Source organism: Chryseobacterium sp. NG-CE01, assembly GCF_055695505.1.
The window spans coordinates 3387953-3409868 of the sequence record NZ_CM146369.1 but is presented as its reverse complement, the minus strand read 5'-3'; the positions used below and the strand labels follow the sequence as shown (position 1 = coordinate 3409868).

The 21916-nt window shown below is 35.7% G+C and carries 18 protein-coding genes; 11 read left to right on the top strand and 7 right to left on the bottom strand.

What is annotated here, in order from left to right; translation table 11 throughout:
• Positions 1-63 precede the first annotated feature (63 nt).
• From nirK to ACYT6F_RS15810, 9 genes are all read left to right on the top strand, one after another.
• Positions 64-1101 carry a copper-containing nitrite reductase gene (gene nirK / locus ACYT6F_RS15850; protein WP_472598596.1) on the top strand — a complete coding sequence of 346 codons (1038 nt, stop codon included), beginning with the start codon at positions 64-66 and terminating at the stop codon, positions 1099-1101.
• Between the two features lie 35 nt (positions 1102-1136).
• Positions 1137-1973 (top strand): formylglycine-generating enzyme family protein, encoded by an 837-nt coding sequence (locus ACYT6F_RS15845; protein ID WP_472598595.1) that lies wholly within the window; start codon positions 1137-1139, stop codon positions 1971-1973.
• Positions 1973-2536, top strand: a complete 564-nt coding sequence (locus ACYT6F_RS15840; RefSeq protein ID WP_472598594.1) for an SCO family protein — start codon at positions 1973-1975, stop codon at positions 2534-2536. The genes ACYT6F_RS15845 and ACYT6F_RS15840 overlap by 1 nt, the downstream gene beginning before the upstream one ends.
• A 20-nt stretch (positions 2537-2556) precedes the next feature.
• The gene (locus tag ACYT6F_RS15835; protein WP_472598593.1) at positions 2557-2976 is read left to right on the top strand and encodes a c-type cytochrome; all 420 of its coding nucleotides are present in this window, start codon (positions 2557-2559) and stop codon (positions 2974-2976) included.
• Between the two features lie 100 nt (positions 2977-3076).
• The gene (gene ric, locus ACYT6F_RS15830) at positions 3077-3802 is read left to right on the top strand and encodes an iron-sulfur cluster repair di-iron protein (protein WP_472598592.1); all 726 of its coding nucleotides are present in this window, start codon (positions 3077-3079) and stop codon (positions 3800-3802) included.
• A 109-nt stretch (positions 3803-3911) separates the two neighbouring features.
• Positions 3912-6161: a nitric-oxide reductase large subunit gene (locus ACYT6F_RS15825; RefSeq protein ID WP_472598591.1), complete on the top strand. Its 2250-nt coding sequence runs from the start codon at positions 3912-3914 to the stop codon at positions 6159-6161.
• A 102-nt stretch (positions 6162-6263) separates the two neighbouring features.
• Positions 6264-6716, top strand: a complete 453-nt coding sequence (locus tag ACYT6F_RS15820; RefSeq protein ID WP_472598590.1) for a hemerythrin domain-containing protein — start codon at positions 6264-6266, stop codon at positions 6714-6716.
• A gap of 101 nt (positions 6717-6817) precedes the next feature.
• Positions 6818-7045, top strand: a complete 228-nt coding sequence (locus tag ACYT6F_RS15815; protein WP_472598589.1) for a hypothetical protein — start codon at positions 6818-6820, stop codon at positions 7043-7045.
• Entirely contained in the window at positions 7045-8250 is a 1206-nt protein-coding gene (locus tag ACYT6F_RS15810; RefSeq protein ID WP_472598588.1) for a hypothetical protein, read from the top strand. The genes ACYT6F_RS15815 and ACYT6F_RS15810 overlap by 1 nt, the downstream gene beginning before the upstream one ends.
• On the opposite strand, the gene ACYT6F_RS15805 is transcribed toward ACYT6F_RS15810, so the two are convergent.
• The 3 genes from ACYT6F_RS15805 to ACYT6F_RS15795 form a co-directional block, all read right to left on the bottom strand.
• A complete protein-coding gene (locus ACYT6F_RS15805) occupies positions 8234-8653 on the bottom strand; it encodes an RrF2 family transcriptional regulator (protein WP_472598587.1) in 420 nt (139 codons plus the stop codon). The genes ACYT6F_RS15810 and ACYT6F_RS15805 overlap by 17 nt on opposite strands.
• A 70-nt stretch (positions 8654-8723) precedes the next feature.
• Complete coding sequence (locus tag ACYT6F_RS15800) at positions 8724-10007, bottom strand: alginate export family protein (protein WP_472598586.1); 1284 nt, start codon at positions 10005-10007, stop codon at positions 8724-8726.
• Positions 10008-10016: 9 nt separating this feature from the next.
• Positions 10017-10481 carry a hypothetical protein gene (locus tag ACYT6F_RS15795; protein WP_472598585.1) on the bottom strand — a complete coding sequence of 155 codons (465 nt, stop codon included), beginning with the start codon at positions 10479-10481 and terminating at the stop codon, positions 10017-10019.
• A gap of 365 nt (positions 10482-10846) precedes the next feature.
• On the opposite strand from ACYT6F_RS15795, the gene ACYT6F_RS15790 reads away from it, so the two are divergent.
• Positions 10847-11629: a phosphatase PAP2 family protein gene (locus tag ACYT6F_RS15790; protein ID WP_472598584.1), complete on the top strand. Its 783-nt coding sequence runs from the start codon at positions 10847-10849 to the stop codon at positions 11627-11629.
• Positions 11630-12546: 917 nt separating this feature from the next.
• On the opposite strand, the gene ACYT6F_RS15785 is transcribed toward ACYT6F_RS15790, so the two are convergent.
• The 4 genes from ACYT6F_RS15785 to ACYT6F_RS15770 all read right to left on the bottom strand — a co-directional run bounded on the left by ACYT6F_RS15785 (position 12547) and on the right by ACYT6F_RS15770 (position 20569).
• The gene (locus ACYT6F_RS15785; protein ID WP_472598583.1) at positions 12547-14793 is read right to left on the bottom strand and encodes a DUF262 domain-containing protein; all 2247 of its coding nucleotides are present in this window, start codon (positions 14791-14793) and stop codon (positions 12547-12549) included.
• 10 nt (positions 14794-14803) lie between these two features.
• Complete coding sequence (locus tag ACYT6F_RS15780) at positions 14804-16525, bottom strand: DUF262 domain-containing protein (RefSeq protein ID WP_472598582.1); 1722 nt, start codon at positions 16523-16525, stop codon at positions 14804-14806.
• A gap of 158 nt (positions 16526-16683) precedes the next feature.
• Complete coding sequence (locus ACYT6F_RS15775) at positions 16684-19542, bottom strand: type I restriction endonuclease subunit R (protein ID WP_472598581.1); 2859 nt, start codon at positions 19540-19542, stop codon at positions 16684-16686.
• A gap of 100 nt (positions 19543-19642) precedes the next feature.
• Positions 19643-20569 carry a tyrosine-type recombinase/integrase gene (locus tag ACYT6F_RS15770; protein WP_089757283.1) on the bottom strand — a complete coding sequence of 309 codons (927 nt, stop codon included), beginning with the start codon at positions 20567-20569 and terminating at the stop codon, positions 19643-19645.
• A 79-nt stretch (positions 20570-20648) separates the two neighbouring features.
• Between ACYT6F_RS15770 and ACYT6F_RS15765 the strand changes: the two genes are divergently transcribed.
• Entirely contained in the window at positions 20649-21869 is a 1221-nt protein-coding gene (locus tag ACYT6F_RS15765) for a restriction endonuclease subunit S (RefSeq protein ID WP_472598580.1), read from the top strand.
• Positions 21870-21916: the final 47 nt, after the last annotated feature.

Sequence of the window (21916 nt, the reverse complement as noted above, 5' to 3'; positions counted from 1 at the left end):
TCTTATTAAAAATAATTTATATAATAAAAATCCATAAGTTAAAAATTACTATAAATAATCATCATGAGAAAGACACTGTTCATCGCCGCTATTTTGTCATCATTCATCAGCCTTATTTCCTGTGGGCAAAATGCTTCCGACAATTCCGAAAAAAATACTGATACTGAAAAAATAAAAACAGACGGAACAATAGAAATACAGCAGCCTGTTGCACCGCCAAATGTTCCCGCACCGGTTGGCAGCCGTGCTGCGAAAAAAGTGATTGTAAAGCTGGAGACCATTGAAAAGACAGGAGACCTTGCAGACGGAACACAATATCACTTCTGGACCTTCAACGGAACGGTTCCGGGCAGCTTTATCCGCGCAAGAGTGGGAGATGAGATCGAGCTTCACCTAAAGAATAATGAAAACAATACATTTCCGCATAATATCGATCTTCATGCGGTAAATGGTCCCGGCGGAGGGGCAGAAGCTACTTTTGTTGCTCCGGGAACAGAAAAAATATTCAATTTTAAAGCGTTGAATCCGGGGCTTTACGTATACCACTGCGCAACGGCACCTGTAGGAATGCACATCGCCAACGGAATGTACGGCCTCATCCTGATTGAACCTGAAGACGGGCTTCCGAAAGTGGATAAAGAATTCTATATCATGCAGGGAGATTTCTATACTAAAGGAAAATTCGGGGACAAAGGTTTGCAGGAGTTTGATATGGATAAAGCAATTGCTGAACATCCTGAATATGTCGTTTTTAACGGAAAAACGGGCGCCCTGTTGGGAGATGGAGAATTGCAGGCAAAAGTAGGGGAAACCGTTCGTTTCTTCGTAGGGAATGGCGGACCCAATCTTACTTCATCTTTCCATGTCATCGGAGAAATTTTCGACAGAGTATATATGGAAGGAGGCAGCAGGATTAATGAAAATGTGCAGACAACAGTAATTCCTCCCGGCGGGGCTTCTATTGTAGAGTTCAAAGCAACGGTTCCGGGAGAATATGTAATTGTGGATCATGCGATCTTCAGGGCCTTCAATAAAGGCGCATTAGGCAAAATAAAAGTGACCGGGCCGGAAAATACTGCTGTTTACAAAAAAAATCCATAGTTAATAGTGTGTACTGAGGTTTTAATTCCGGAGAGATGAAAGTTCTGATCAGCATATTAAGCGTGTTTACAGGTGCCGTATTAATTTCCTGTGGACAAAACCAAATTATTCCTGATGCGAAACCTCAGATTTTTGTACTGAAGCCTGTGGCAGATGCTAAGAAAATGGTAAAAATTCAGGGCGGGACATATGAAGCTTTCATTGGTAAAGATACAGGGAGAATTATAAAAGTAGAATCTTTTTATATGGACGACAGTCCGGTAACAAATTCGGAGTATCTCATATTCCTGAAGAAAAATCCACAGTGGACAAGAAGCAAAGTGCTGCGTTTATATGCAGACAGTACCTATCTGAAGCATTGGAAAAACGATTATGAAATACCTGAAAACCTTGATCCCGAAGCGCCGGTAACCAATGTATCCTGGTTTGCAGCGGAAGCTTATGCGCAAAGTGTAGGAAAACGTCTTCCTACCATTGATGAATGGGAATACGTTGGATTGGCCGATCAAAATTCGCGCAATGCGTCAAAAAACCCGCAGTTTACTGACTATGTGCTGAAATCTTATCAGAAAAAAGACAAAACCAGACAGCTGGTAAAACACGAAAAGCCCAATTATTACGGTATTTACAATATGTACGGTATGGTTTGGGAATGGACCTACGACTTTAATTCGGTAATGATGAGCGGGGAATCGAGAAAAGATAACACTACCAATGAGAATCTTTTTTGTGCAGGAGCAGCAGTTACCTCATCAGACCTCAGGAATTATGCTGCATTCGTACGCTATGCATTGAGAGGAAGCCTAAAAGCAAATTACTGTCTCAACAATCTCGGTTTCAGATGTGCCAAAGATTATAAAAATTTTAAATAATGAAAAGTATACTATACATTCTGCTTGCGATGACAGTGTTATCCTGCAGTAAAAAAAATGAAAAAATAAGCTCGGATTCCATTTATAACGTCAGTTCAAAATGGCAGAAACAGGACGGTAATGCCATTACTTTTTCCGACTTCAAAGGAAAAGTGATTGTTACTGCAATGATTTTTACTTCCTGTAAAACGGCCTGCCCGAGACTGACAGCCGAAATGAGAGCAATTTCAGAAAAAGTGGGAAAAACAAATCCGGAAGATATCAGTTTCGTGCTGATTTCCATTGACCCGGAAACCGATACACCGGAAGTGATGAAAACCTATCTCGCAGTCAACAGATTTGATGACAAAAAGTGGACCTTCATTCGCAGCAATGAAGCCGACACCCGTGAACTTGCCAATATAATGGCAGTGAAATACAAAGAAATTTCTCCCATAGAATTTTCGCACTCCAATATCATCAGTGTTTATTCTAAAAAAGGAACACTTGCTTTTCAGCAGGAAGGGCTGGACACGGATGATGATGCCATCGTAAAAGAAATTAGAAAACAAATAGAATTGTAACCCGTTAAAAATTTTAAACAATGAAAAATGTATTTATGACAGCAATGCTGTTATCGCTCACGATCATCTCCTGTTCAGATAAAAAAGATCCCGATCCTGTACCTGTTGCCGAATCCAATACCATGCTGGAAGAGCCGAAACCGGTAGACTCGGCCGCCGTTGCCGCAAAAGCAGCACCCGCATCTCCCGAAGCCGAAGGAAAAGCTCTTGTGGAAGGGGCAGACTGCCTCTCCTGTCATAAAGTAGATTCCAAATTAGTAGGTCCGGCTTACCAGGATGTTGCTGCAAAATATACGGATGCTGATATAGATCACCTTGCACAGAAAGTTATTGACGGAGGAAAAGGTGTTTGGGGAGAAATTCCGATGACACCGCATGCAGGACTCAGTAAAGAGAATGCACAAAAAATGGTGAAATATATCCTTTCAATGAAAAAATAATGGTTAAAAGGATTAGCCATAACCAATTAATACCGGGTAGTTTTACAGGTGAAAAAAATAAAAAAATTTATAATAATAAAAGATAAAAAAGTATTTAATTATGAATATAAAAACAGATTTTATAGGAGAGATCGTTGCTGAAGATTTCAGAACGGCAGCAATTTTCAAGAAACATGGTATCGACTTTTGCTGCAAAGGGGACAGAACAATAGAAAATGCCTGTGAAACCAAAAAGCTGGATACACAAAACATCTATAAAGAGATTGAAAATCTCCCGCAAAATGCTGCATCATCCATTGATTTTAAAAGCTGGCCGCTTGATTTGCTGGCAGACTATATTGAGAAAACACACCATCGCTATGTAGCGGAAAAGACGCCTGTCCTTCTACAGTTTTTAGATAAACTCTGCAAAGTACACGGAGAACGTCACCCGGAACTGTTCCGGATCAGAGAACTTTTTTACGCTTCCGCTCAGGATCTGGGTGCCCATATGAAAAAAGAAGAGCTCATGCTTTTCCCTTTTATCAAAAATATGGTTAAAGCAAAGATCGACGGAAGCGCCATTCAGCAGCCCCATTTCGGTACCGTGGAAAATCCCGTCAATATGATGAAGCACGAGCACACGGCAGAAGGCGAGCGCCTGAGTGAAATTGCTGAACTCACCGATAACTATACACCGCCTGCGGATGCCTGCAATACCTACAGAGTAGCCTTTGCAATGCTTCAGGACTTTGAAAACGATCTTCACCGACATATTCATCTTGAGAATAACATCCTCTTTCCGAAAGCCATCGAATTGGAAAAAGAATTTTCAGCAACATATTAACACGCGGTTTGTTTAACATTGATCATTAAGTGTGTAAAAATGAGAAATTCTTAACACAGAATCAGCACTTTGATCATGTAAGCAATTCTAAGAATTAAAATAAAAAAATATGACACCTAAAAAATTATGGACCTGGCTTGCCGCTGTAATCATAGGTTCCTTTATAGTCCTGATTTTCTACGGCGTGGAAATCTACCGGAAAATTCCGCCGATACCCGATAAGGTAATAACTACCGAAGGAAAAACAGTTACGACCGCGCAAGACATCAAAGACGGACAAAATGTATGGCAATCGATTGGAGGACAGACAGTCGGCAGCATTTGGGGCCACGGAGCCTACATTGCACCCGACTGGAGTGCCGATTATCTTCACAGGGAATCACTGCTTTTATTGGAAGAACTTGCTAAAAAAGACGGTAAAGTATATAAGGATTTACCGGACGATGAGCAGGCAAGATACAAAGTGCTTCTGAAAAAGGAACTTCGGAAAAATACACTGGATGAGACGACAAATACAATTGTCATTTCCCCGGAACGGGCAAAAGTACAGGCAGCATTAGCCGAATATTATGCTAAAATTTTCATGAATGCTCCTGAAATGGCCAAGCTGCGCGATCAGTATGCTATTCCGAAAAATACCGTGAAAACAGCGGAGAGAATGGCTAAAATGAATGCTTTTTTCTCCTGGGCGGCGTGGGTTTGCATCACAGACCGTCCGGGTGATGATGTCAGCTATACCAACAACTGGCCGCACGATGAGACCATAGGAAATGTTCCGCCGCCATCGCTGCACCTCTGGTCCGGATTCAGTGTACTGCTGCTTCTTGGCTGCGTCGGCCTGCTGGTATTGTATCACGCCAGAAATAAAGAAGAAGAAATCAATGACAGGGACATGCTGCCTCTGGAAGATCCGCTCAGAAATATGAAACCTACGGCTTCGATGAGAGCAACATTAAAATATATCTGGGTTGTGGCACTGCTTATTCTGGTTCAGATGCTTGCCGGAGTAGTCACGGCTCATTATGGAGTGGAAGGAAATGCCTTTTACGGAATTCCGCTTGATGAAATTCTTCCCCAGTCCATTTCCAGAAGCTGGCACGTTCAGCTGGCTATTTTCTGGATTGCCACTTCCTGGCTCGCTACCGGATTGTATATTGCGCCGGCTGTTTCAGGATACGAACCCAAATATCAGGTATTAGGTGTCAATATATTGTTCGGGGCACTGCTGATTGTTGTTTTTGGCTCTTTAGCAGGACAATGGATGGGAGTAATGCAGAAACTGGGGTATGTTGATAATTTCCTTTGGGGCCACTCCGGTTATGAATACGTGGAATTAGGCAGAATCTGGCAGATTTTATTACTGGTTGGCCTTATTCTATGGCTGGTTTTAATGATCCGGGCATTGCTTCCGGCACTTAAAAAGAGAGACGGAGACAGGCATTTACTATTGCTGTTCACCCTTTCATCAGTAGCCATTGCGATGTTTTACGGAGCAGGGCTAATGTACGGAAGACAAACCCATATGGCTATCGCAGAATACTGGAGATGGTGGGTGGTTCATCTTTGGGTAGAGGGCTTTTTTGAAGTGTTCGCTACTGTCGTAGCAGCTTTTCTTTTTACAAGGCTGGGATTATTAAGGCTGAAATCAGCAACTCACGCTGTATTATTTTCTACGATTATTTTTCTTGCCGGTGGTATTCTGGGAACGTTTCACCATCTGTATTTCAGTGCAACCCCAACGGCTGTTTTAGCATTGGGAGCAACATTCAGCGCATTGGAGATTGTTCCGCTGGTACTGATTGGCTTTGAAGCCTGGCAGAATTATCAGCTCAGCAAATCTACCAAGTGGATTAAAGCATACAAATGGCCGATCTACTGCTTTATCGCAATGTGTTTTTGGAACTTTCTGGGTGCCGGAATCTTCGGATTTGCCATTAATCCTCCGATTGCACTTTACTACATTCAGGGTCTGAATACCACGGCAGTTCACGGCCACGCCGCCCTCTTTGGGGTATACGGAATTCTGGGAATCGGTCTGATGATGTTTATGCTGAGAGGTTTATATCCCGACAGGGAATGGAACGATAAGCTAATTGGATGGGCATTTTGGCTTACCAATATCGGGCTCCTGGTGATGGTGACCATCAGTCTGCTGCCGATAGGCATTATGCAATCTGTCGCTTCCATTAAAGAAGGATACTGGTATGCACGCTCTGCAGAATTTATGCAGACTGATCTTATGAAAACCTTACGTTGGTTACGCGTACCTGGTGATATTCTGCTTGCAGTCGGTGAATTACTGCTGGTGATTTTCATTATCGGGCTAAAAACAGGCTGGTCATTAAAAGAAAAACGATAATCAGTTATCATCTGATATAGAACTGCCGCTGCAAAGCAGCGGCGGTTCTTTTCCTGCTTTTAACAACAGAGCAGATAAGGAGTTAATTTAAAAAATATCTGTATGAAAAGAAACGAAAATTTAGTGCCTCTATCCCGTGACCATCACTTTGGATTGCTGTGCTGCTGGAAAATCAGACAAGGAATTAAAAAAGATATTCCATATGAAAGAATTAAAAATTATGTCGCCGATTATTGGGGAAAAAATCTCAGCCGGCATTTTGACATCGAAGACTTTGTGCTTCCTGAAGTTAATAATGAGTCTTTGCAGAGCCAGATGGAAGATGAACACAGGCAGATCAGGAAGCTGATTAAAAGTATCACTCACTCGGGCAACAGGGAATTACTGTCTGATTTTGCCGATGCTTTGTATAAACACATCCGGTTTGAAGAACGAATGATTTTCCCTTTTCTGGAAGAGCAACTTTCCGGAGAGGAGCTGGATACCATTGGAGAACATCTCCTGCAGTTTCATCGAAAAGAGGAAGATAGCTATCAGGACGAATTTTGGAAGTAAATTAAAAATCATACGATGAAAGTTGTGCTGAATGAGTGTATAAAAATCAGCTGTCAAAGACCTGAAAATTAAATATATGTAAACTTAAATATTGGATAAAAATGAATACGATAATCAAGCCCGAATTGGGAGAATATCTTTATCTGGCTATGGGACAGTGCAATGGTCACAAGGTTATAATGGGAATCGGATATACCTACGAATACGCAGACAAAAAAGCTAAACAGTTTGAAGCTGCCAGCTGCGGAGCGGTACAATATCTCGATGTTTCGGTTGTAAAAACAGGCGATAAAGTGAAATGCAGAACAATAAGCAAAAGCCCGGAATAATGAAAAATTCCGGATTTTGGATAAAGCTTTGCATGTTTAATTTCTTTATTGTATCGGTTATCGGTGTGATGATGAGGTACGGAATGGCATTTTCTCTTCCGGGAATTTCCCATACATTTATGCAGGAGTCGCATTCCCATTTTGCTTTTTACGGTTGGGTGAGTGCGGCCATTTATATTTTTGTTGCTAAGTACCTCAGCGAGCATATCAATAAAGTTAAAATCAGAAAATATGAAATTCTGATGTTCTTCAACCAGCTGGGATCTTACGGAATGCTGTTTTCTTTTCTCTACGGAGGCTATTTCTGGCTTTCCATTGTTTTCTCTTCGGTGGTCTTGTTTGCCGGTTTTGCCTATTTTATATTTCTGATGATGGACACCAAAAAAAACAGGAACCCTGAAGTCATCTGGCTGAAAGCAGGTGCTTTTTTCGCAGTCTTTTCTTCAATAGGAATTTTTGGACTGGCGTATTTTTCAGAAAAAAAAGATGAATATGATGTCTTGTTTAGGGCATCAACCTATTTTTATCTGCATTATCAGTACAATGGCTTCTTTATATTTTCGTGTATCGGACTGTTTCTGACCGTACTAAAGAAGTATAAAATCTGCATCCCGGGAAAACTCAACAGAAACATTTTTTACCTTATGTTCACCAGTTGTTTATTCGGTTATGGTCTTTCCGTACTGTGGATCGAAATGGAAGACATCTGGCGGATATTCTTCAGCTTTATCTCTATTCTTCAGGTATTGGGAATGATGAAGCTGCTGGTGTGGTGTAAAAAAACAAATGTATTTAAGAGCCAGGATTTTATAAAGAAAATTCTTTTGTTTGTTTCCGGATTCGCATTTTTTTTGAAATGTATCCTCCAGACTTTGTCGACAGTTTCCGCATTAGGTACTATAGTATTCGGCAATATTAATATCGTTATTGCCTATCTTCATCTGGTGCTGCTGATGGGAGTAAGTCTTTTTTTGATTTGGGTGACTGTAGAGTTGTACACTGTAAAAGTCAGCAGAATGCTTCAAAAAAGTATTATGCTTATGATTTTCGGTATTGTTTTTAATGAAATTATTTTAGTATCGGTGGGTACACTTTCCGCTTATTATATCCCTTTTCCGTATGCATCCTCTGCACTTGTTTTTGTTTCTGTGCTGATCATGCTATCTATTGCTTCGTTCCTGAAAGAAATCATTCCTGCATCATAACACTCCCAAAATCTTTCAGGTCCTTGATTTTATATTGAAACATAAGGACGACTTTCTGCTTTATTTCAGCGGCCTGATGATGAATAGGGCAGGGATTATTTCCGTCACATTTTTTCAACCCCAGCAGACATGAATCCAGGACTTCTCTGCCTTCGAAATGCTCATAAATATCCCTGATGCTGAGCTTTTCATACTGTTCCTCGGTCATATAGAAACCTCCGCCTTTTCCTTTTCCGGAAGAGATGAGGTCTTTTTTTACCAGATGCTGCAGGATTTTGGACGTAAAAGCAGCAGGTGTTCCGATTTTCTCAGAAACATCCCGAATCCCTATTTTTCCTCTTTCTTCTGCGAGGACGATACAGGCTTTAATGGCATATTGGCAGGTGTTTGAAAATATCAGCATTCATATGGTTTGTGAATGTAAAGATAATGAATTTAAGAACGAGTGCGGATTACTCAAACCTCAGCAATTATTATTTCAGCCTGAAATTAGGGTTGATTTTAAATGCAAGCCAGGTCCAGGTCTGCAGTTTTTTAGGGTCAGGATTGTTTTTCAGTACTTCCATCGTACTTCCTGCGAGCATAAAGGAATGGCCAAGATTAGCGGTAATGATTTTTCCTATTTTTTTAGTGAAAATCAAATCCAGCTCAGATCCCAGATAGGATGATAAATCGTTTCCGGATTTGTTATATTCTACTTTTCCGTTTGTTGTAAATGAGTGAAGCGCGGTTTTTAAATCTGTATCTGAATTCAGGGTCAGAGTAGAAGTGAGATAATAATCATTCAGACCATACGTGTTGAAATGACTGGTACCGGAGTAAAAATAGTCCATAAGACCATTGTACAGGTGATTGGTTCCATATAACGGACTGAAAGACTGATTCTTTCCTTGCTCTGTATTATAATTATTCCCCGACAGCCATTCGGCGCCCGCTGTCAGATGAAGTGTCGGTAAAACAGTAAAATCTGCATTTAAAGAAAGCTCATATGCATTCTTGGTCTGCCCGCCTGTATTTTTGCCGGCTTGGTAGTACGCAGATCCGAAAAATCCTATACCATCAACATATTTTTTAGAATTAATACCAACCGTTATCATATCGTAATGCGTTCCGGAAGGATTCTGTAAAACAGTATTCATGGCAATAGCAGAAAACAGGAATTTATGGTGTCCGGAAAACTGGTAGTGGATCACCTGTAGCGATTTTGTTATTTCTCCGCCGTCTGCAATGCTGTAAATTTCCTTATCAGGAAGATCATTTGTGTCATTGTCATCGTTATTATACGTTAATACAGCCTCAATCTTTGAGTTCTGATTAATTGTATATATTCCTTTCAAGGCATCAAAGCTTCTTCCCCGCATGGCCCAATCTAAGGCACCAATCAGCCTCTCATTATCGTAAGCCAAGGTTTGTCTTCCAAGTTTGACCGCAGATTTTTCAGAAAACGGATATTTTGCCCAGGCTTCATGTAAGGTGAAATTCTGATTTTTTGCAGCAGCAGAGTTGGTTTCACCCCAGGTTCTTACATCCTGCGCGGATATATATATTTCCAGCTTTTGGTAATAATAATTAATTCCGAAACGGGCCCGTGAAACAACCGTTGTTTCAGCAGATTTTCCTTTTGCAATAAGGGTTTTGACACCGTTGTCAAGTTCACCTCTGGTTCTAAGGTCCATATTCATTTTCAGACTGTCGATTTGCGCGTGAGCTATTCCTGACGTGAATAAAAGACCTGCAATAATGGTATGACTATACATTGTAAAAGATTATTCAGCAGTTATTTTAAATGTTTTATGACATGCCACGCAGTTGTTAAGCAGCTGATTGAGTTTTTCCTGTGTCTGCTGGCGGTTGTAGTTTTCTTTTGCCATTTTTGCCATCTCATCAAAGAGCTCGTGAGTTCCGAATCCCATTTGTTTGAATTCAAACGGTAAGGATCTGATCATTCCCTGAGGAACCTGGTTCACTTTACATGTTCCGGACTGATTACCGACTTGGGCAATGAGTTCCGGATCGTTTTTAGCAATACCTTCGTTTATTTGCTGTACACTTTCAAGGAAACCGCGCATTTCTTTCATAACAAAAGCCCGGTTTTCTTCCGGCATCTTTATTTCCGTTCTTCCGTCCGCACTTACAACTGCTTTATCGCCTCTGTAAAAGAACACATACAGCAGCCCCGCATTAAGAAACAGCGATAATAAGGATATGAGTAGTAAGTATTTTCTCTTCATTGTTAGCATATTAATGTCCTTTTGCAAAGGTATTATTAAATCGGATAAAAATGTCTTATTTAATGTTTTTTTTATTTTTTTGTGTTAAAAATCATACGAAACGGAAAAGAGGTATAGTGGTTGATAGACGTATTTAGCGGTTTCGACGATTTGGAAGTACGTACTAGCCGCGGCAACAGAAATAATAAAGTATCAGCAAATTGAATTTAGTATGGTTTTTAATAATTGTGTTACAATACACTTTTCTAACAGGATAGGGAATAATCAGAGAGGAAAATTTTTTCTTCTTAAAATAAAACCGGACAGGTATTCAAAAGCTGGTTTTCTCTTTTCGTTTTTAAAAATCAGGATCTTAAGAAAGGAAAATGACTGAAAAGCAATTGAAAATACGGCAACAGGCATTCGCATTAAGTGTCTGTACCTTTGTATTCATAACGGTGTACAAGCTTACGACCTGGTATGCCTCTTCCCTGGACCACGTGCCGTCATTCACCTTTGACTTCGAAAAATCGGTTCCATTTCTGCCATTGTCGATTATTCCTTATATGGCAAGCGGTATTTTCTTCTGCCTGGTATTTTTTTTATGTCAAAATAAAAATCAGTTGAAAATATTAACCTGGAGAATGCTTTTTGTCATTGTGGTAGCAGGACTATTTTTTATTACGGTTCCTTTACGTTTTTCGTTTGCAAAACCTGAAGTTTCGCATAGTATGCTCAAGCTGCCTTTTCTGTTTTTAGAAGCCTTTGATTCGCCCTTCAATCAGTCGCCATCGCTGCATATTGCTTTTGCATTTATATTCTGGTCTGTGTTCAAAGATCTTTCCAAATGGAGGGTTTTCTTACTGACCTGGCTGATTCTTTTGGGACTTTCTACATTAACCACGTATCAGCATCATTTAATTGATATTGTAACGGGAGCCATACTATCTCATATCAGCTTTATAATTATCCCTTACCACAAAAATGACCCTGCATATCAAAATTTCAGAGTAGCAAATTATTATTTTTTGTCAGGACTGATTTTGTGTACCGTTGCTTTATTGGTAAATAAATATGTCGGAAATGAGGGGTTACTATTTTTCTTACCCGCCCTCGTGATGATTATTGTAGGATTTCTTTATCAAAAAAAGAAGATACATGCTCAATAGATGATTGATATTTGTTTTCAAAGAGAAATCGATCTGAATAAGATACAGCTATTCGTTTCCCTTGATCATGATTGCATATAAGGTCTATGAAATGATTTCTAAGTAATACTTTCCATTTTCTGATTTAAGTTTTCCGGTTATTTGATCTTTCCGGATTTTTTGTGTTCCATTTTCCAGTTTTACGAATGGACACGAAATAGGACATATAAATCGTGACCTATTTTGATTTTTTTTTGATACTGCGCTAAAACAAAAAACGCTGTAAACATCAATGTTTACAGCGTTTTAGCTTATTTTGGTTTCTAACCTGGCGGAGAGTGAGGGATTTTGTACCCATTCCTCATGGCTTTATTGATAAGCGTTTGCTGTAGCATCTTTGTAAGTGGCCCTAAATAGGACATTGGCAAAAAAGTGGTAAAATCCTAATTTAAATTTTACGTAGTAAAGCTAAAAATTTTTGCTCAAATCTGCAAGTAAAAAGTCCAAAATTTGAACAGGTTTTTTAGAATTCAAACCAAGAATCTATCCTTCTGTTCGACCTGAAATTTCTCAGTTGAAATATTTTTAAAGAAAACGAAGAAAAAAAATCTAAAAAAAAGAAAAAAAGAAAGCCTTTTGAAAATGAGCGTGGCATTCTGTCAAGGTTTTTGGAAAAAGTTTTTGCGTAGATTTTATACGTAAAAAGTTTTTCTGAAAATCCGGAGGGCTTGACCTTGACAGAATTTAAGCTGGTGGGCTCGGTAGCGAATTATCTTTGGTTTCTGTTTTTATTTTTTGCACCATTACTTTTGACATGCAATCTATAGTGGTAATACAGCAATTTCTAATTATTAATTATTTAATATTTTCTTTCCAATAAAATCATCTAATTGCCCTAAAGAATTTAATACAAAAATTTCCCAAACAACATTAATGTTTTATTTGTAATAATTATTCAAAAACATAATTGCAACTTCAATTATGTTTTCTTTCTTTGATGGAGTAATTAAAATACCTTTTTTATCAAGTTCTTTAAAAGATAATCCATTTAAAGAGTTCATAATGTCTTTTGTGTTATGACTAATAAACCAACCGTCATTAATTGGTGTCATATATGCTGAATTCTTCAGCTGAATAACACTTTCATTAGTATCTACTTCCCAACCATTATTTTTTATTTTTTTACTAGATAAAAGTTTTGAATCGTGTAGAACTGCATTTACAAAAGAATTTATATGATATCCTCTCAAAGTATATTTATCTAAAGCATCGATTTTATAATATTTTTCATCTCTAAAAGAATAAATATTAGTGTCTGAAACTAACATTTTAGGATAGTTTATAAATAATTTTCTCCATTCCTCATCTACGTTTTTCTTTTTAAGTTTTTGAAGTGCTATTTTAACGGTTTTTTGTTTCGTACTCTCGATATCGGTAAATAAATCAAATAAGATTGTTGGAAGTTTATCATTTGCATAAAATATTCTTTCCCACTTATTTTTATTTCCAAAATACCATAAATCTCCAAAATAGCATTTTCCCACGTGAACGGAATAATCACCATAAGATAATAAACATCTTACAATATCATTTGTTTCTACTGTTTTCCATAATTCCACAAAATTATTTGCTACGTTGGTAATATCTAAATTACTCTGAAGTATTAAATCAAAACTTGACAAATTTCCCTTTAAGTTCGGATGATTCTCTAACAACTGGATAGCTTCTCTAAACCGCGGATTCAGATTAATATAAGTAATTTTTGCAATTTCTCTCTGAACAAATTCTTTTCTATAACTTGAACTCGATGTATTATGAACAAATTGGTCAAATGGTTTTTTACTGATGATTTTATCTATAAAACCAACAATTTCAGGGTAATTAGAGAAACGAATATTAGGAACAACATCATCTCTTGAATTATCATTTCCTTTTTGATTAATATCTACAACAAAATTTCTGACTAATCTTGATAATTCAATAATTTCATTATTTACTGAGAGTTTTTGATAGTCAAATTTTAAATGAAATTCGATGATTGAGTACAGCAAAAACCTATCTAAATGTGTAATAGAACTAAAGCTGAATAAAAGTTTAGTTAATAAATTAGTTTCCTCTTCAAAAATATTAACCTTATTTTTATCTGCTTCATTAGTAAATATATTATCAAAAAATAAATTGATTTCTTTTACATCATCTTTTGAAGCCGAAATTAGGTTCAAAGAATCGATTAAGAATTTAAGGTTGTCTTTTGAAGAATAAATCAAGTTTATGATTTCAAAATTATTAAAATCATACTCATTATTTGAAGAAACTTCTTCATCCTTATTGAATAAAAGCCCAGTAATGAAAGTAAAATAGTTTAAAAATAATTGATCAACAGCAGGCTTATCAGGCGTATATACTTTTGATAATTCCCAAAATAAATCACACCAAGTAGTGTCAATAGAATTTACAAATACTTTTCTTAGATCAGAATCCACGCTTTCAATAATACTTTCAAATCTCGCTTTGAAATTCTCGAAAGAGGTTAATGATTTACCTCGAGCGTTCATCTTGATATAAAGATCATCAGAAAGATTGTATTCGTCTAAATTGAGAAATTCAAAACTGATTAATTTATTATTGACAAGTTTTTCAAAATAACCAGACGAGTTTTTAAATTTTTCTTCAATAGCATCCAACATAGTAAGAGCACCTGTAACTGTAGGGTCATTTTCCCATTCATAAAAATACCATTTTTGGTCTTCTAATAATTTTGAAATAGTTATTTTCTCATTTAAATCCACCTCTCCATTTGTTGCAAGGTTATCAAAAAAACTTCTTGAACTGTGCCTAGTTTGATATGTAAATTTAGATATATTATCTTGTTGGAAAATTGTTTTAAATGAATCAAATTTTTTATCCTTTATTGCCAAAAAATAGTGCAATAAAAAAAGTGTAGTTAGACGTTGTTGCCCGTCTAATGGAATAAATTTAGAATTTTCTAAATATCCATAAACAAAATCTAAATCAACAATTTTATCATCTTGCAATGCTTTAAACAAAACAGTTAAAAATTCATTTCTTATACTTTTTTTATTGTTTCTTCCTTGTGCGTAATCTCTTTGTATAATTGGTATTTGAACAGATAAATCTTTGGTTGTAAATATATCGGTAAGCGTAAGTTTTTCTCCGGTTTTCATTTTGTTTTTTTTAATTAAGGTAAAATTTCAATGTAGATTTTATACAGTCTTGATAATCTTCTATATCATTTTGTTGCCAAAACATAACTTGGTCAAACTTATTGGAATAATATTTTACAAAAACATTTTTTGTGCACAAAGGGACAAACATAGCATTTGCTTCATTTTCTAAAATCCATTTTCTTTTAACTGGAAAGATTGCGTTTTTATAGGCTCTATTGGTATAAGCATCCAGTAAGCAAAGATTCCCGATACTGTCTTTCACATCTCCATCTATTTCATCTTCTTTGAAATAAGACAAAACTTTATTGAATAAAACCTCAAACTTTCCATAATTAAAATCTTCTTTTTCAAGCAGGGATTTGATTTCGTTAATTAGTTTTAAAGTCGCATCGTCATTAAATTCGTAATTGCCTGTTACCTTTGTACCAATAAAATATTCATACACAGCCATCATCCAAGATTTAGCATTCTTTTCTTTTGGCATCTCTGTATTGATAGAACTGATGTGTTCTAGATCCCAATTATTCTTTAAATATTCATCAAAAGGAAAACGAAGGTTAGATTTATCATTCTTTAAAATGTATTCAACGTTGAACAATAGCAGTAGATTCTTGATTGTCGTGGAATGTTGATTGTATTTTAGGCTATCAATGTCATACTTTTCGAAATGCTTCTTGATCTTATCTTTTATATAATTTTCAAATTCTGATTTTTTTAAATTAGTATTTTCATTGATCAATTTTTCAATTGAAATGATCTTGGTGGTTATAACATAACCAACTAAGTGATATAGTTTATGATGATTATACCATTCTTTGAAACGTAAAAATAAGTCCATTACTTCCTTCCAGATTTCTGTAATGTTATTATTTTTTGTTTCAAACTCTTCATTGTATTTTAGGAAGGTAAATAACTCTTCATCAGAGTTTGATTTCTTTTTTATTACATCAAAGATATATTCGATACGTGTATCATAATTAGAATTGTTATCTTTTATAAAATACCAAAAACTATCATTTCGAAGCGTATTCTCGATAACATCCCATTGTGAAGCAATCTCAATTTGTTTCAATAAAACTTCGCTAGAATCTTTGTTAATGAAATTACGCTTTCTCAAAAAAAGAGCTTTTATTAACTCAGCATTTGTGAGCGGGATTTTGCCTATGTTTATCCTTGTAAATATTTCAATAGCATTCTTATTATCTATTTCATACCATATAACTCTTATATTTATTCCTGCTTCTGATGGAGATGTAAGGGTTTGTAGAATATGATTTTTGTATACTCCGTCTTTTTCTGAAAACCACTTTTCAACGGCTTTACGTGCTAAGCAAATATGATAATAATCTACATTTTCATATTCTTTATCGTATTCTATGTTTTTCAAAAATGATTGACTGTTTTTGCGAGTTTCATATTCTATAGAATATGTTCCTTTGCTAAATATTTCTCTTAATGGCTTTAAACAATCTAATATTAAAAAAATCGTAGTTAATCTTTGCTGTCCATCAATCAAAATCCATTGATCATCTTTTTTAGAAACAACCAAAGGTTGTAAACAATAGAAAGGCTCTACAACTGCATTCTTATTATTGGTATAAAATTCCAAAATATCATTTAAAAGTGCATTGACTTCTGTTTCTGTCCAGCGATATCCTCTCTGGTAAGAGGGAACATAAAAAGATTCGCCCAACAAGTCATTTATTGGTTTTAGTTCTATTTTATTCATAATTATTAGTTTTAAATTATTCTGTCAATTTATTAACATTGACTTATCTGTTATTTTTAATGAAATCAAAAAAATATTTAGAAAGAATCTTTCCAATGAGCAAAAATAATCTGAATATCTCATTGAAAATTACGGAAAACCGTAAATAATATTATAGATTACGATGCCACCCCATCAATAAACACATCCACAAAATCCTGTACTTTCTGAATAATTCTTCTTCCGATATTATTACGCTCAGTAAGCTTGGGTTTTATCTCAAGTAGCTTTAGTGTATCGCTTATTTTTGGAGTTTTGGAAGTAAAAAGGAAATCATCAATAGCATCTCTGAATCTGTCTTTATTCAAAGATTCTTCAGTTGCTATTTTTTCAAAAGCAGTGTTTTTTTCTTTATTCCAGTATTTTTCAAATTCTTCATTCACGTTGTCTCCGTCAGAAATATGAGGCAGGTTTTCTTCGATGAATTTTTCTATGAGTTCTTTTTTGCTTCGCAATTTGGCATCTCCGGAAAGAATATCTCTGATTTCTTTTTTCTTTTGTTCCAGCTTATTGCCTTTCAGATTAGAATCCGTCAAATTGGCTAATAGTGAAAGAATATAACTTACATTGATTTCATCTCGATGAATCAATTCTAGCTCAAAGTCGACGTCATCTAGAATACTTACTCTTCCTTCGCCTCCCTGCGGTCTTGTTTCTTTCCAAATATCCAGATACTTGCTTTTATAACCGTCAAATTCATATTCAGTCATTTCTAATTTATCAAAATCAAAATCAGCAAATGATTTTAAAACATTCAGAACACGCATTACTTCACGGAAAGCGGTTATGAATTCAAACTTTTCCTGTTCGGTTTGATAACTGTTGACACTGTCAATTTCAGGAGCGATAATCTTTAATGTTTCCAAAGCAGCGTTGAAAAGCTCAATATAATCTTCAATCGGTAGGATGATAATTTCCTGAATCGCTTCTTTGTTTGAAAATAAAGTCACAGCATCGTCGGTTGCAGATTTTAGATTTCTAAAACAGACAATATTTCCTTGTGATTTTTTTTCGCCTAACAATCTGTTGGTACGGGAGAATGCCTGAATCAATCCGTGATATTTCAGGTTCTTATCAACAAATAAAGTGTTCAATTGCGGACTGTCAAATCCTGTCAGAAACATATTCACTACAATGATTAAGTCAACTTCTTTATTGCGGACTCTTTTAGCAATATCATTATAATAATTGTAGAAACTCTGGCTGTCTTTGGTCGTAAAGTTCATTCCAAACATTTCATTGTAATGACCAATATACCTTTCTAATATATTTCTGCTATGAGAATCTCCATATTGCGCCTGCGGTTCTGCAACCATTCCGAATTCGGGTTCATCATAGATTCCATTGGCATCTTTAGACTCTTCATTAGTTCCATAGCTGAAAATAGTCGCAATTTTCAATTGATGCTTACCTTCTTCTTTTTTCTTCTGAAAAAGGTCATAATATTTTTGCAAAACATCAATGCTACTCACACAAAACATTGCATTAAAAGTACCGTTGTGCGTTTTTCTTCCGTATTCTGCGATGAGATAATCTGTTATTTTTTCAAGACGTTTCGGGCTTTCAAGAAGTTCCTGTGTGTCAATTGCTTCAACATCAGTATCAATATAAGTATTGCTTCCTTCTTTCTCTTTATATCTTCCAACATATTCCACAGAAAACTTCAAAACATTATCATCACGAATGGCATCCGTAATCACATATTTGTGTAAACAATCTTCAAAAAGTCTATTAGTCGTTGCCGGAGCTCCATCTATTTTCCCAATTGAATTCACTTCAGAAATCGGAGTTCCCGTAAAGCCAATCATTTGGGCGTTCTTAAAGTACTTTTTGATATTCTGATGTGTATCTCCAAATTGACTTCTGTGACATTCATCAAAAATAAAAACCACTTTCTTATCTTTCAGTTTGTTAATTTTATTACCGTGTTTTTCTTTGGTAATTGCAGTATTTAACTTCTGCAAAGTGGTAACAATCAATTTTGTATTATCGGAAAGCTGCTTAACCAAATGTGCTGTATTTTCCGTAGCATCCACACTTCCTTTTTCAAAAGCATCAAATTCTTTTTGGGTCTGATAATCCAAATCCTTTCGGTCGACAACAAAAACAACTTTTTCCACTTTGGGAATTTCTTTCAGAATCTGACTCGCTTTAAAAGAAGTCAATGTTTTTCCTGACCCTGTTGTGTGCCAGATAAAACCGTTCTTATCGGTATTTCTTACTCTTTCAACAATTTTTTCAACCGCATAATATTGATAAGGTCGTAAAACCATCAGTATTTTGTTCGTTTCATTCAGAACGATATACTTGGTAATCATTTTGGCAATATGACAAGGCTCTAAAAATGCAGGAGCAAAATGGTCGAGTTGAGTGATGTTATTATTATGTTCATCAGACCAAAAGAAGGTTTGCTTAAATGTTTGTTTTGCGTTGTTGGAGTAATATTTTGTATTTACTCCGTTACTGATAATAAATAACTGAACATAATTAAACAACCCACTTCCAGAATTGAAAGACTGATGATGATAACGGTTGATTTGATTAAAAGCCTCTTTCATTTCCAGTCCTCGGCGTTTCAGCTCAATTTGCACCAAAGGTAATCCGTTGATGAGAATGGTTACATCATATCTGTTTTTGAAATTTCCTTCCTGAGCAATTTGATTCGTTACCTGAAATTGATTCTGACACCAATGGTCTTGGCTGATGAATTCAATCCATTCTGAAGTACCATCATCTTTAAAAAAATGAAAACGGTCACGTAATGTTTTAGCTTTTTCAAAAACATTTCCTTTGGAAAGATGATTGAGAATTTTTTCAAACTCAGTATCTGAGAATGTTTTTTTATTGTGAACTTCGAGCTGAGCCTTTAGGTTTTTAATAAGGTCTGCTTCGTTACATATCGTAACTTTTTTATGACCTAAGTGTTGTAATTGTTCTACTAATTTCTGCTCTAAAATATATTCCGGCTGACTTGACATTCGGTTTTGAGTTTTTGGTTAAAACTTTGTCAAAGCTCAGAACTTTGACAAAGTTATTTCAGTTTTACCAAATGTAAGAAATTATCAACGATAACTAAAACTATTTTAGCGCTTTAAACATCTGGTCGATTGCTTTTTTCTTCTGTTCAAGATTTGGATGCACATATAAGTTCAAAGTTGTACTGATATTGGAATGGCCGAGCAAAACACTTACGGTTTTATAATCGCATTTACTTTCGATACATCGGGTTGCAAAACTGTGCCTTAAACCGTGAAATTTAATATCCGGAATTTCCAGAAAACGCATCAGATTTTTATAATAACTCCGGTAAGTTCTGGGCTCTGTAGGTTTAGAATCATTGGTTAACACATAAAACGCAGGATTCACAATTTTCTTGAAAGGTTTAAGCATTCTCAATAAATCCCTGCTCATCGGAATTTCCCGGATGGAATTTTTTGTTTTAGGCGTGTCAATCAACAATTCTGTTTTTCGTTCTCCATCTTCAATCACGTAAATTCTCTGAATGGTTTTTCGGATATTAATAATCCCATTATCCGTATCAATGTCTTCCCAGGTCAAGGCACAAATCTCCCCAATCCGCATTCCCGAACAAAGACAGATATAAACACCCAGATTTCTAAAGGTAAAATGCTCCTGAATATAGCTCATCACTTTTTTCTGATGCGTTCTGCTCAATACCTCAATCGTATGCGTTTCCCTAACTGTAGGATATTGCACATCAAAATTGATAAACTCAATCCATTTATTCTTTGCTCCGAACTTCAGCACCATTTTCAAAACAATCAGAATGTCTTTGATACTTTTCTGACTCAATCCCTGTTCCAGCTTTTGAAACACAAACTTCTGTACATCTTCATCCTCAATCTCGGAATAGTCTTTAAATACAGGCAATAAATGATTTTCCAGCAACAGCACATAAGCCGAAAAGGTTGATTTTTTCACATACAGCTTTTTGTCATTCTTCCATAATTCAGCGATTTCTGCCAATGTTTTCTTTCTTGTCATAATTTTTTTGATTTTAATGATTTATTATTTAAAATCCTAAAAGTTATGAATTTAGGATTAGTGGATAAATTTCTCCCTAATGTGCGGAAAGGAGATAATTATGACTTTCTTTCCTAATTTACGATTTCCTGAGTTTGAAGGGGAATGGGAAGAGAAAATTTTGAGTGATTTGGGAACTTTTTCAGGAGGAGGAACTCCTATCTCATCTAATGAGAATTTTTGGAATGGAAACATACCTTGGATATCTTCTTCTGACCTAGAAGAAGATAATATTTTAAAAATTAATATTACCAGATTTATTACTCAAGATGCAATTGAAAAATCTTCTACAAAATTATGTAAAGCACCTTCAGTATTAATTGTTTCCAGAGTTGGAGTTGGAAAAGTAGCTCTATCGTTAAATGATGTGTGTACAAGTCAGGACTTTACAAATATATCTAAACTTAAATGTAATCAACTTTATTTAGCTTTTCAGCTTTCTAAAGTGATGAAAAAAGCAGCTAATGAAGTGCAAGGAACTTCTATTAAAGGAATTTCCTCTTCAGAAATAAAATCAAAGAAAATATGTCTTCCTGCCATAATAGAACAAGAAAAAATTTCCTCATTCTTTGAAAGGATTGACAAAAGAATCCAAACCCAAAAGAAAATAATTGAACAAATAGAAACCTTAATGAAAGCTAATCGTGAAAAATTATTTTCTCAGAAATTAAGATTTAAAGATGAACAAGGAAATTATTTTTCTGATTGGGATTTAACGGAACTGAAAAATGTTTGTTTTATAATCGGTGGTGGAACGCCAGACACCCAAAAATCCGAATTTTGGAATGGTAATATTCAATGGTTTACCCCAACAGAAATAAAATCAAATTTTGCTTTTAAAAGCGAAAGAACCATCTCCGAATTGGGTTTGAAAAATTCATCGGCTAAAATTCTTCCACAAGGTTCTATTTTATTGACAACTAGGGCGACTATTGGCGAAGTTGCAATTGCGCAAGAAGAATGTACGACTAATCAAGGGTTTCAATCTTTAATAGTAAAAGAAAATTGTAATAATGTTTTTTTGTTCCATTGGATAAAGGAAAATAAATTTGAATTAATAAAACGCGCGAATGGCTCAACTTTTCCAGAGATAAGTAAATCAGAAATTGAATTAATTAAAATTCTATTGCCTTCAATAAAAGAACAAACCAAAATTGCCCATTACTTATCCTTAATTCAAGAAAAAATAGAAACAGAAAAACAGATTTTAGAAAAGTTAGAGCTTCAGAAGAAGTTTCTTTTGGCTAATTTATTTGTTTGATAAAAAAGTCTTGTCAAGGTTTGAAACCTTGACAAGACTTTCTCGAA

Excerpts from the sequence above, each read along its gene's own strand:
- nirK (WP_472598596.1), top strand. The coding sequence starts at position 64 with ATGAGAAAGACACTGTTCATCGCCGCTATTTTGTCATCATTCATCAGC.
- ACYT6F_RS15845 (WP_472598595.1), top strand. The coding sequence starts at position 1,137 with ATGAAAGTTCTGATCAGCATATTAAGCGTGTTTACAGGTGCCGTATTA.
- ACYT6F_RS15840 (WP_472598594.1), top strand. The coding sequence starts at position 1,973 with ATGAAAAGTATACTATACATTCTGCTTGCGATGACAGTGTTATCCTGC.
- ACYT6F_RS15835 (WP_472598593.1), top strand. The coding sequence starts at position 2,557 with ATGAAAAATGTATTTATGACAGCAATGCTGTTATCGCTCACGATCATC.
- ric (WP_472598592.1), top strand. The coding sequence starts at position 3,077 with ATGAATATAAAAACAGATTTTATAGGAGAGATCGTTGCTGAAGATTTC.
- ACYT6F_RS15825 (WP_472598591.1), top strand. The coding sequence starts at position 3,912 with ATGACACCTAAAAAATTATGGACCTGGCTTGCCGCTGTAATCATAGGT.
- ACYT6F_RS15820 (WP_472598590.1), top strand. The coding sequence starts at position 6,264 with ATGAAAAGAAACGAAAATTTAGTGCCTCTATCCCGTGACCATCACTTT.
- ACYT6F_RS15815 (WP_472598589.1), top strand. The coding sequence starts at position 6,818 with ATGAATACGATAATCAAGCCCGAATTGGGAGAATATCTTTATCTGGCT.
- ACYT6F_RS15810 (WP_472598588.1), top strand. The coding sequence starts at position 7,045 with ATGAAAAATTCCGGATTTTGGATAAAGCTTTGCATGTTTAATTTCTTT.
- ACYT6F_RS15805 (WP_472598587.1), bottom strand. The coding sequence starts at position 8,653 with ATGCTGATATTTTCAAACACCTGCCAATATGCCATTAAAGCCTGTATC.
- ACYT6F_RS15800 (WP_472598586.1), bottom strand. The coding sequence starts at position 10,007 with ATGTATAGTCATACCATTATTGCAGGTCTTTTATTCACGTCAGGAATA.
- ACYT6F_RS15795 (WP_472598585.1), bottom strand. The coding sequence starts at position 10,481 with ATGAAGAGAAAATACTTACTACTCATATCCTTATTATCGCTGTTTCTT.
- ACYT6F_RS15790 (WP_472598584.1), top strand. The coding sequence starts at position 10,847 with ATGACTGAAAAGCAATTGAAAATACGGCAACAGGCATTCGCATTAAGT.
- ACYT6F_RS15785 (WP_472598583.1), bottom strand. The coding sequence starts at position 14,793 with ATGAAAACCGGAGAAAAACTTACGCTTACCGATATATTTACAACCAAA.
- ACYT6F_RS15780 (WP_472598582.1), bottom strand. The coding sequence starts at position 16,525 with ATGAATAAAATAGAACTAAAACCAATAAATGACTTGTTGGGCGAATCT.
- ACYT6F_RS15775 (WP_472598581.1), bottom strand. The coding sequence starts at position 19,542 with ATGTCAAGTCAGCCGGAATATATTTTAGAGCAGAAATTAGTAGAACAA.
- ACYT6F_RS15770 (WP_089757283.1), bottom strand. The coding sequence starts at position 20,569 with ATGACAAGAAAGAAAACATTGGCAGAAATCGCTGAATTATGGAAGAAT.
- ACYT6F_RS15765 (WP_472598580.1), top strand. The coding sequence starts at position 20,649 with ATGTGCGGAAAGGAGATAATTATGACTTTCTTTCCTAATTTACGATTT.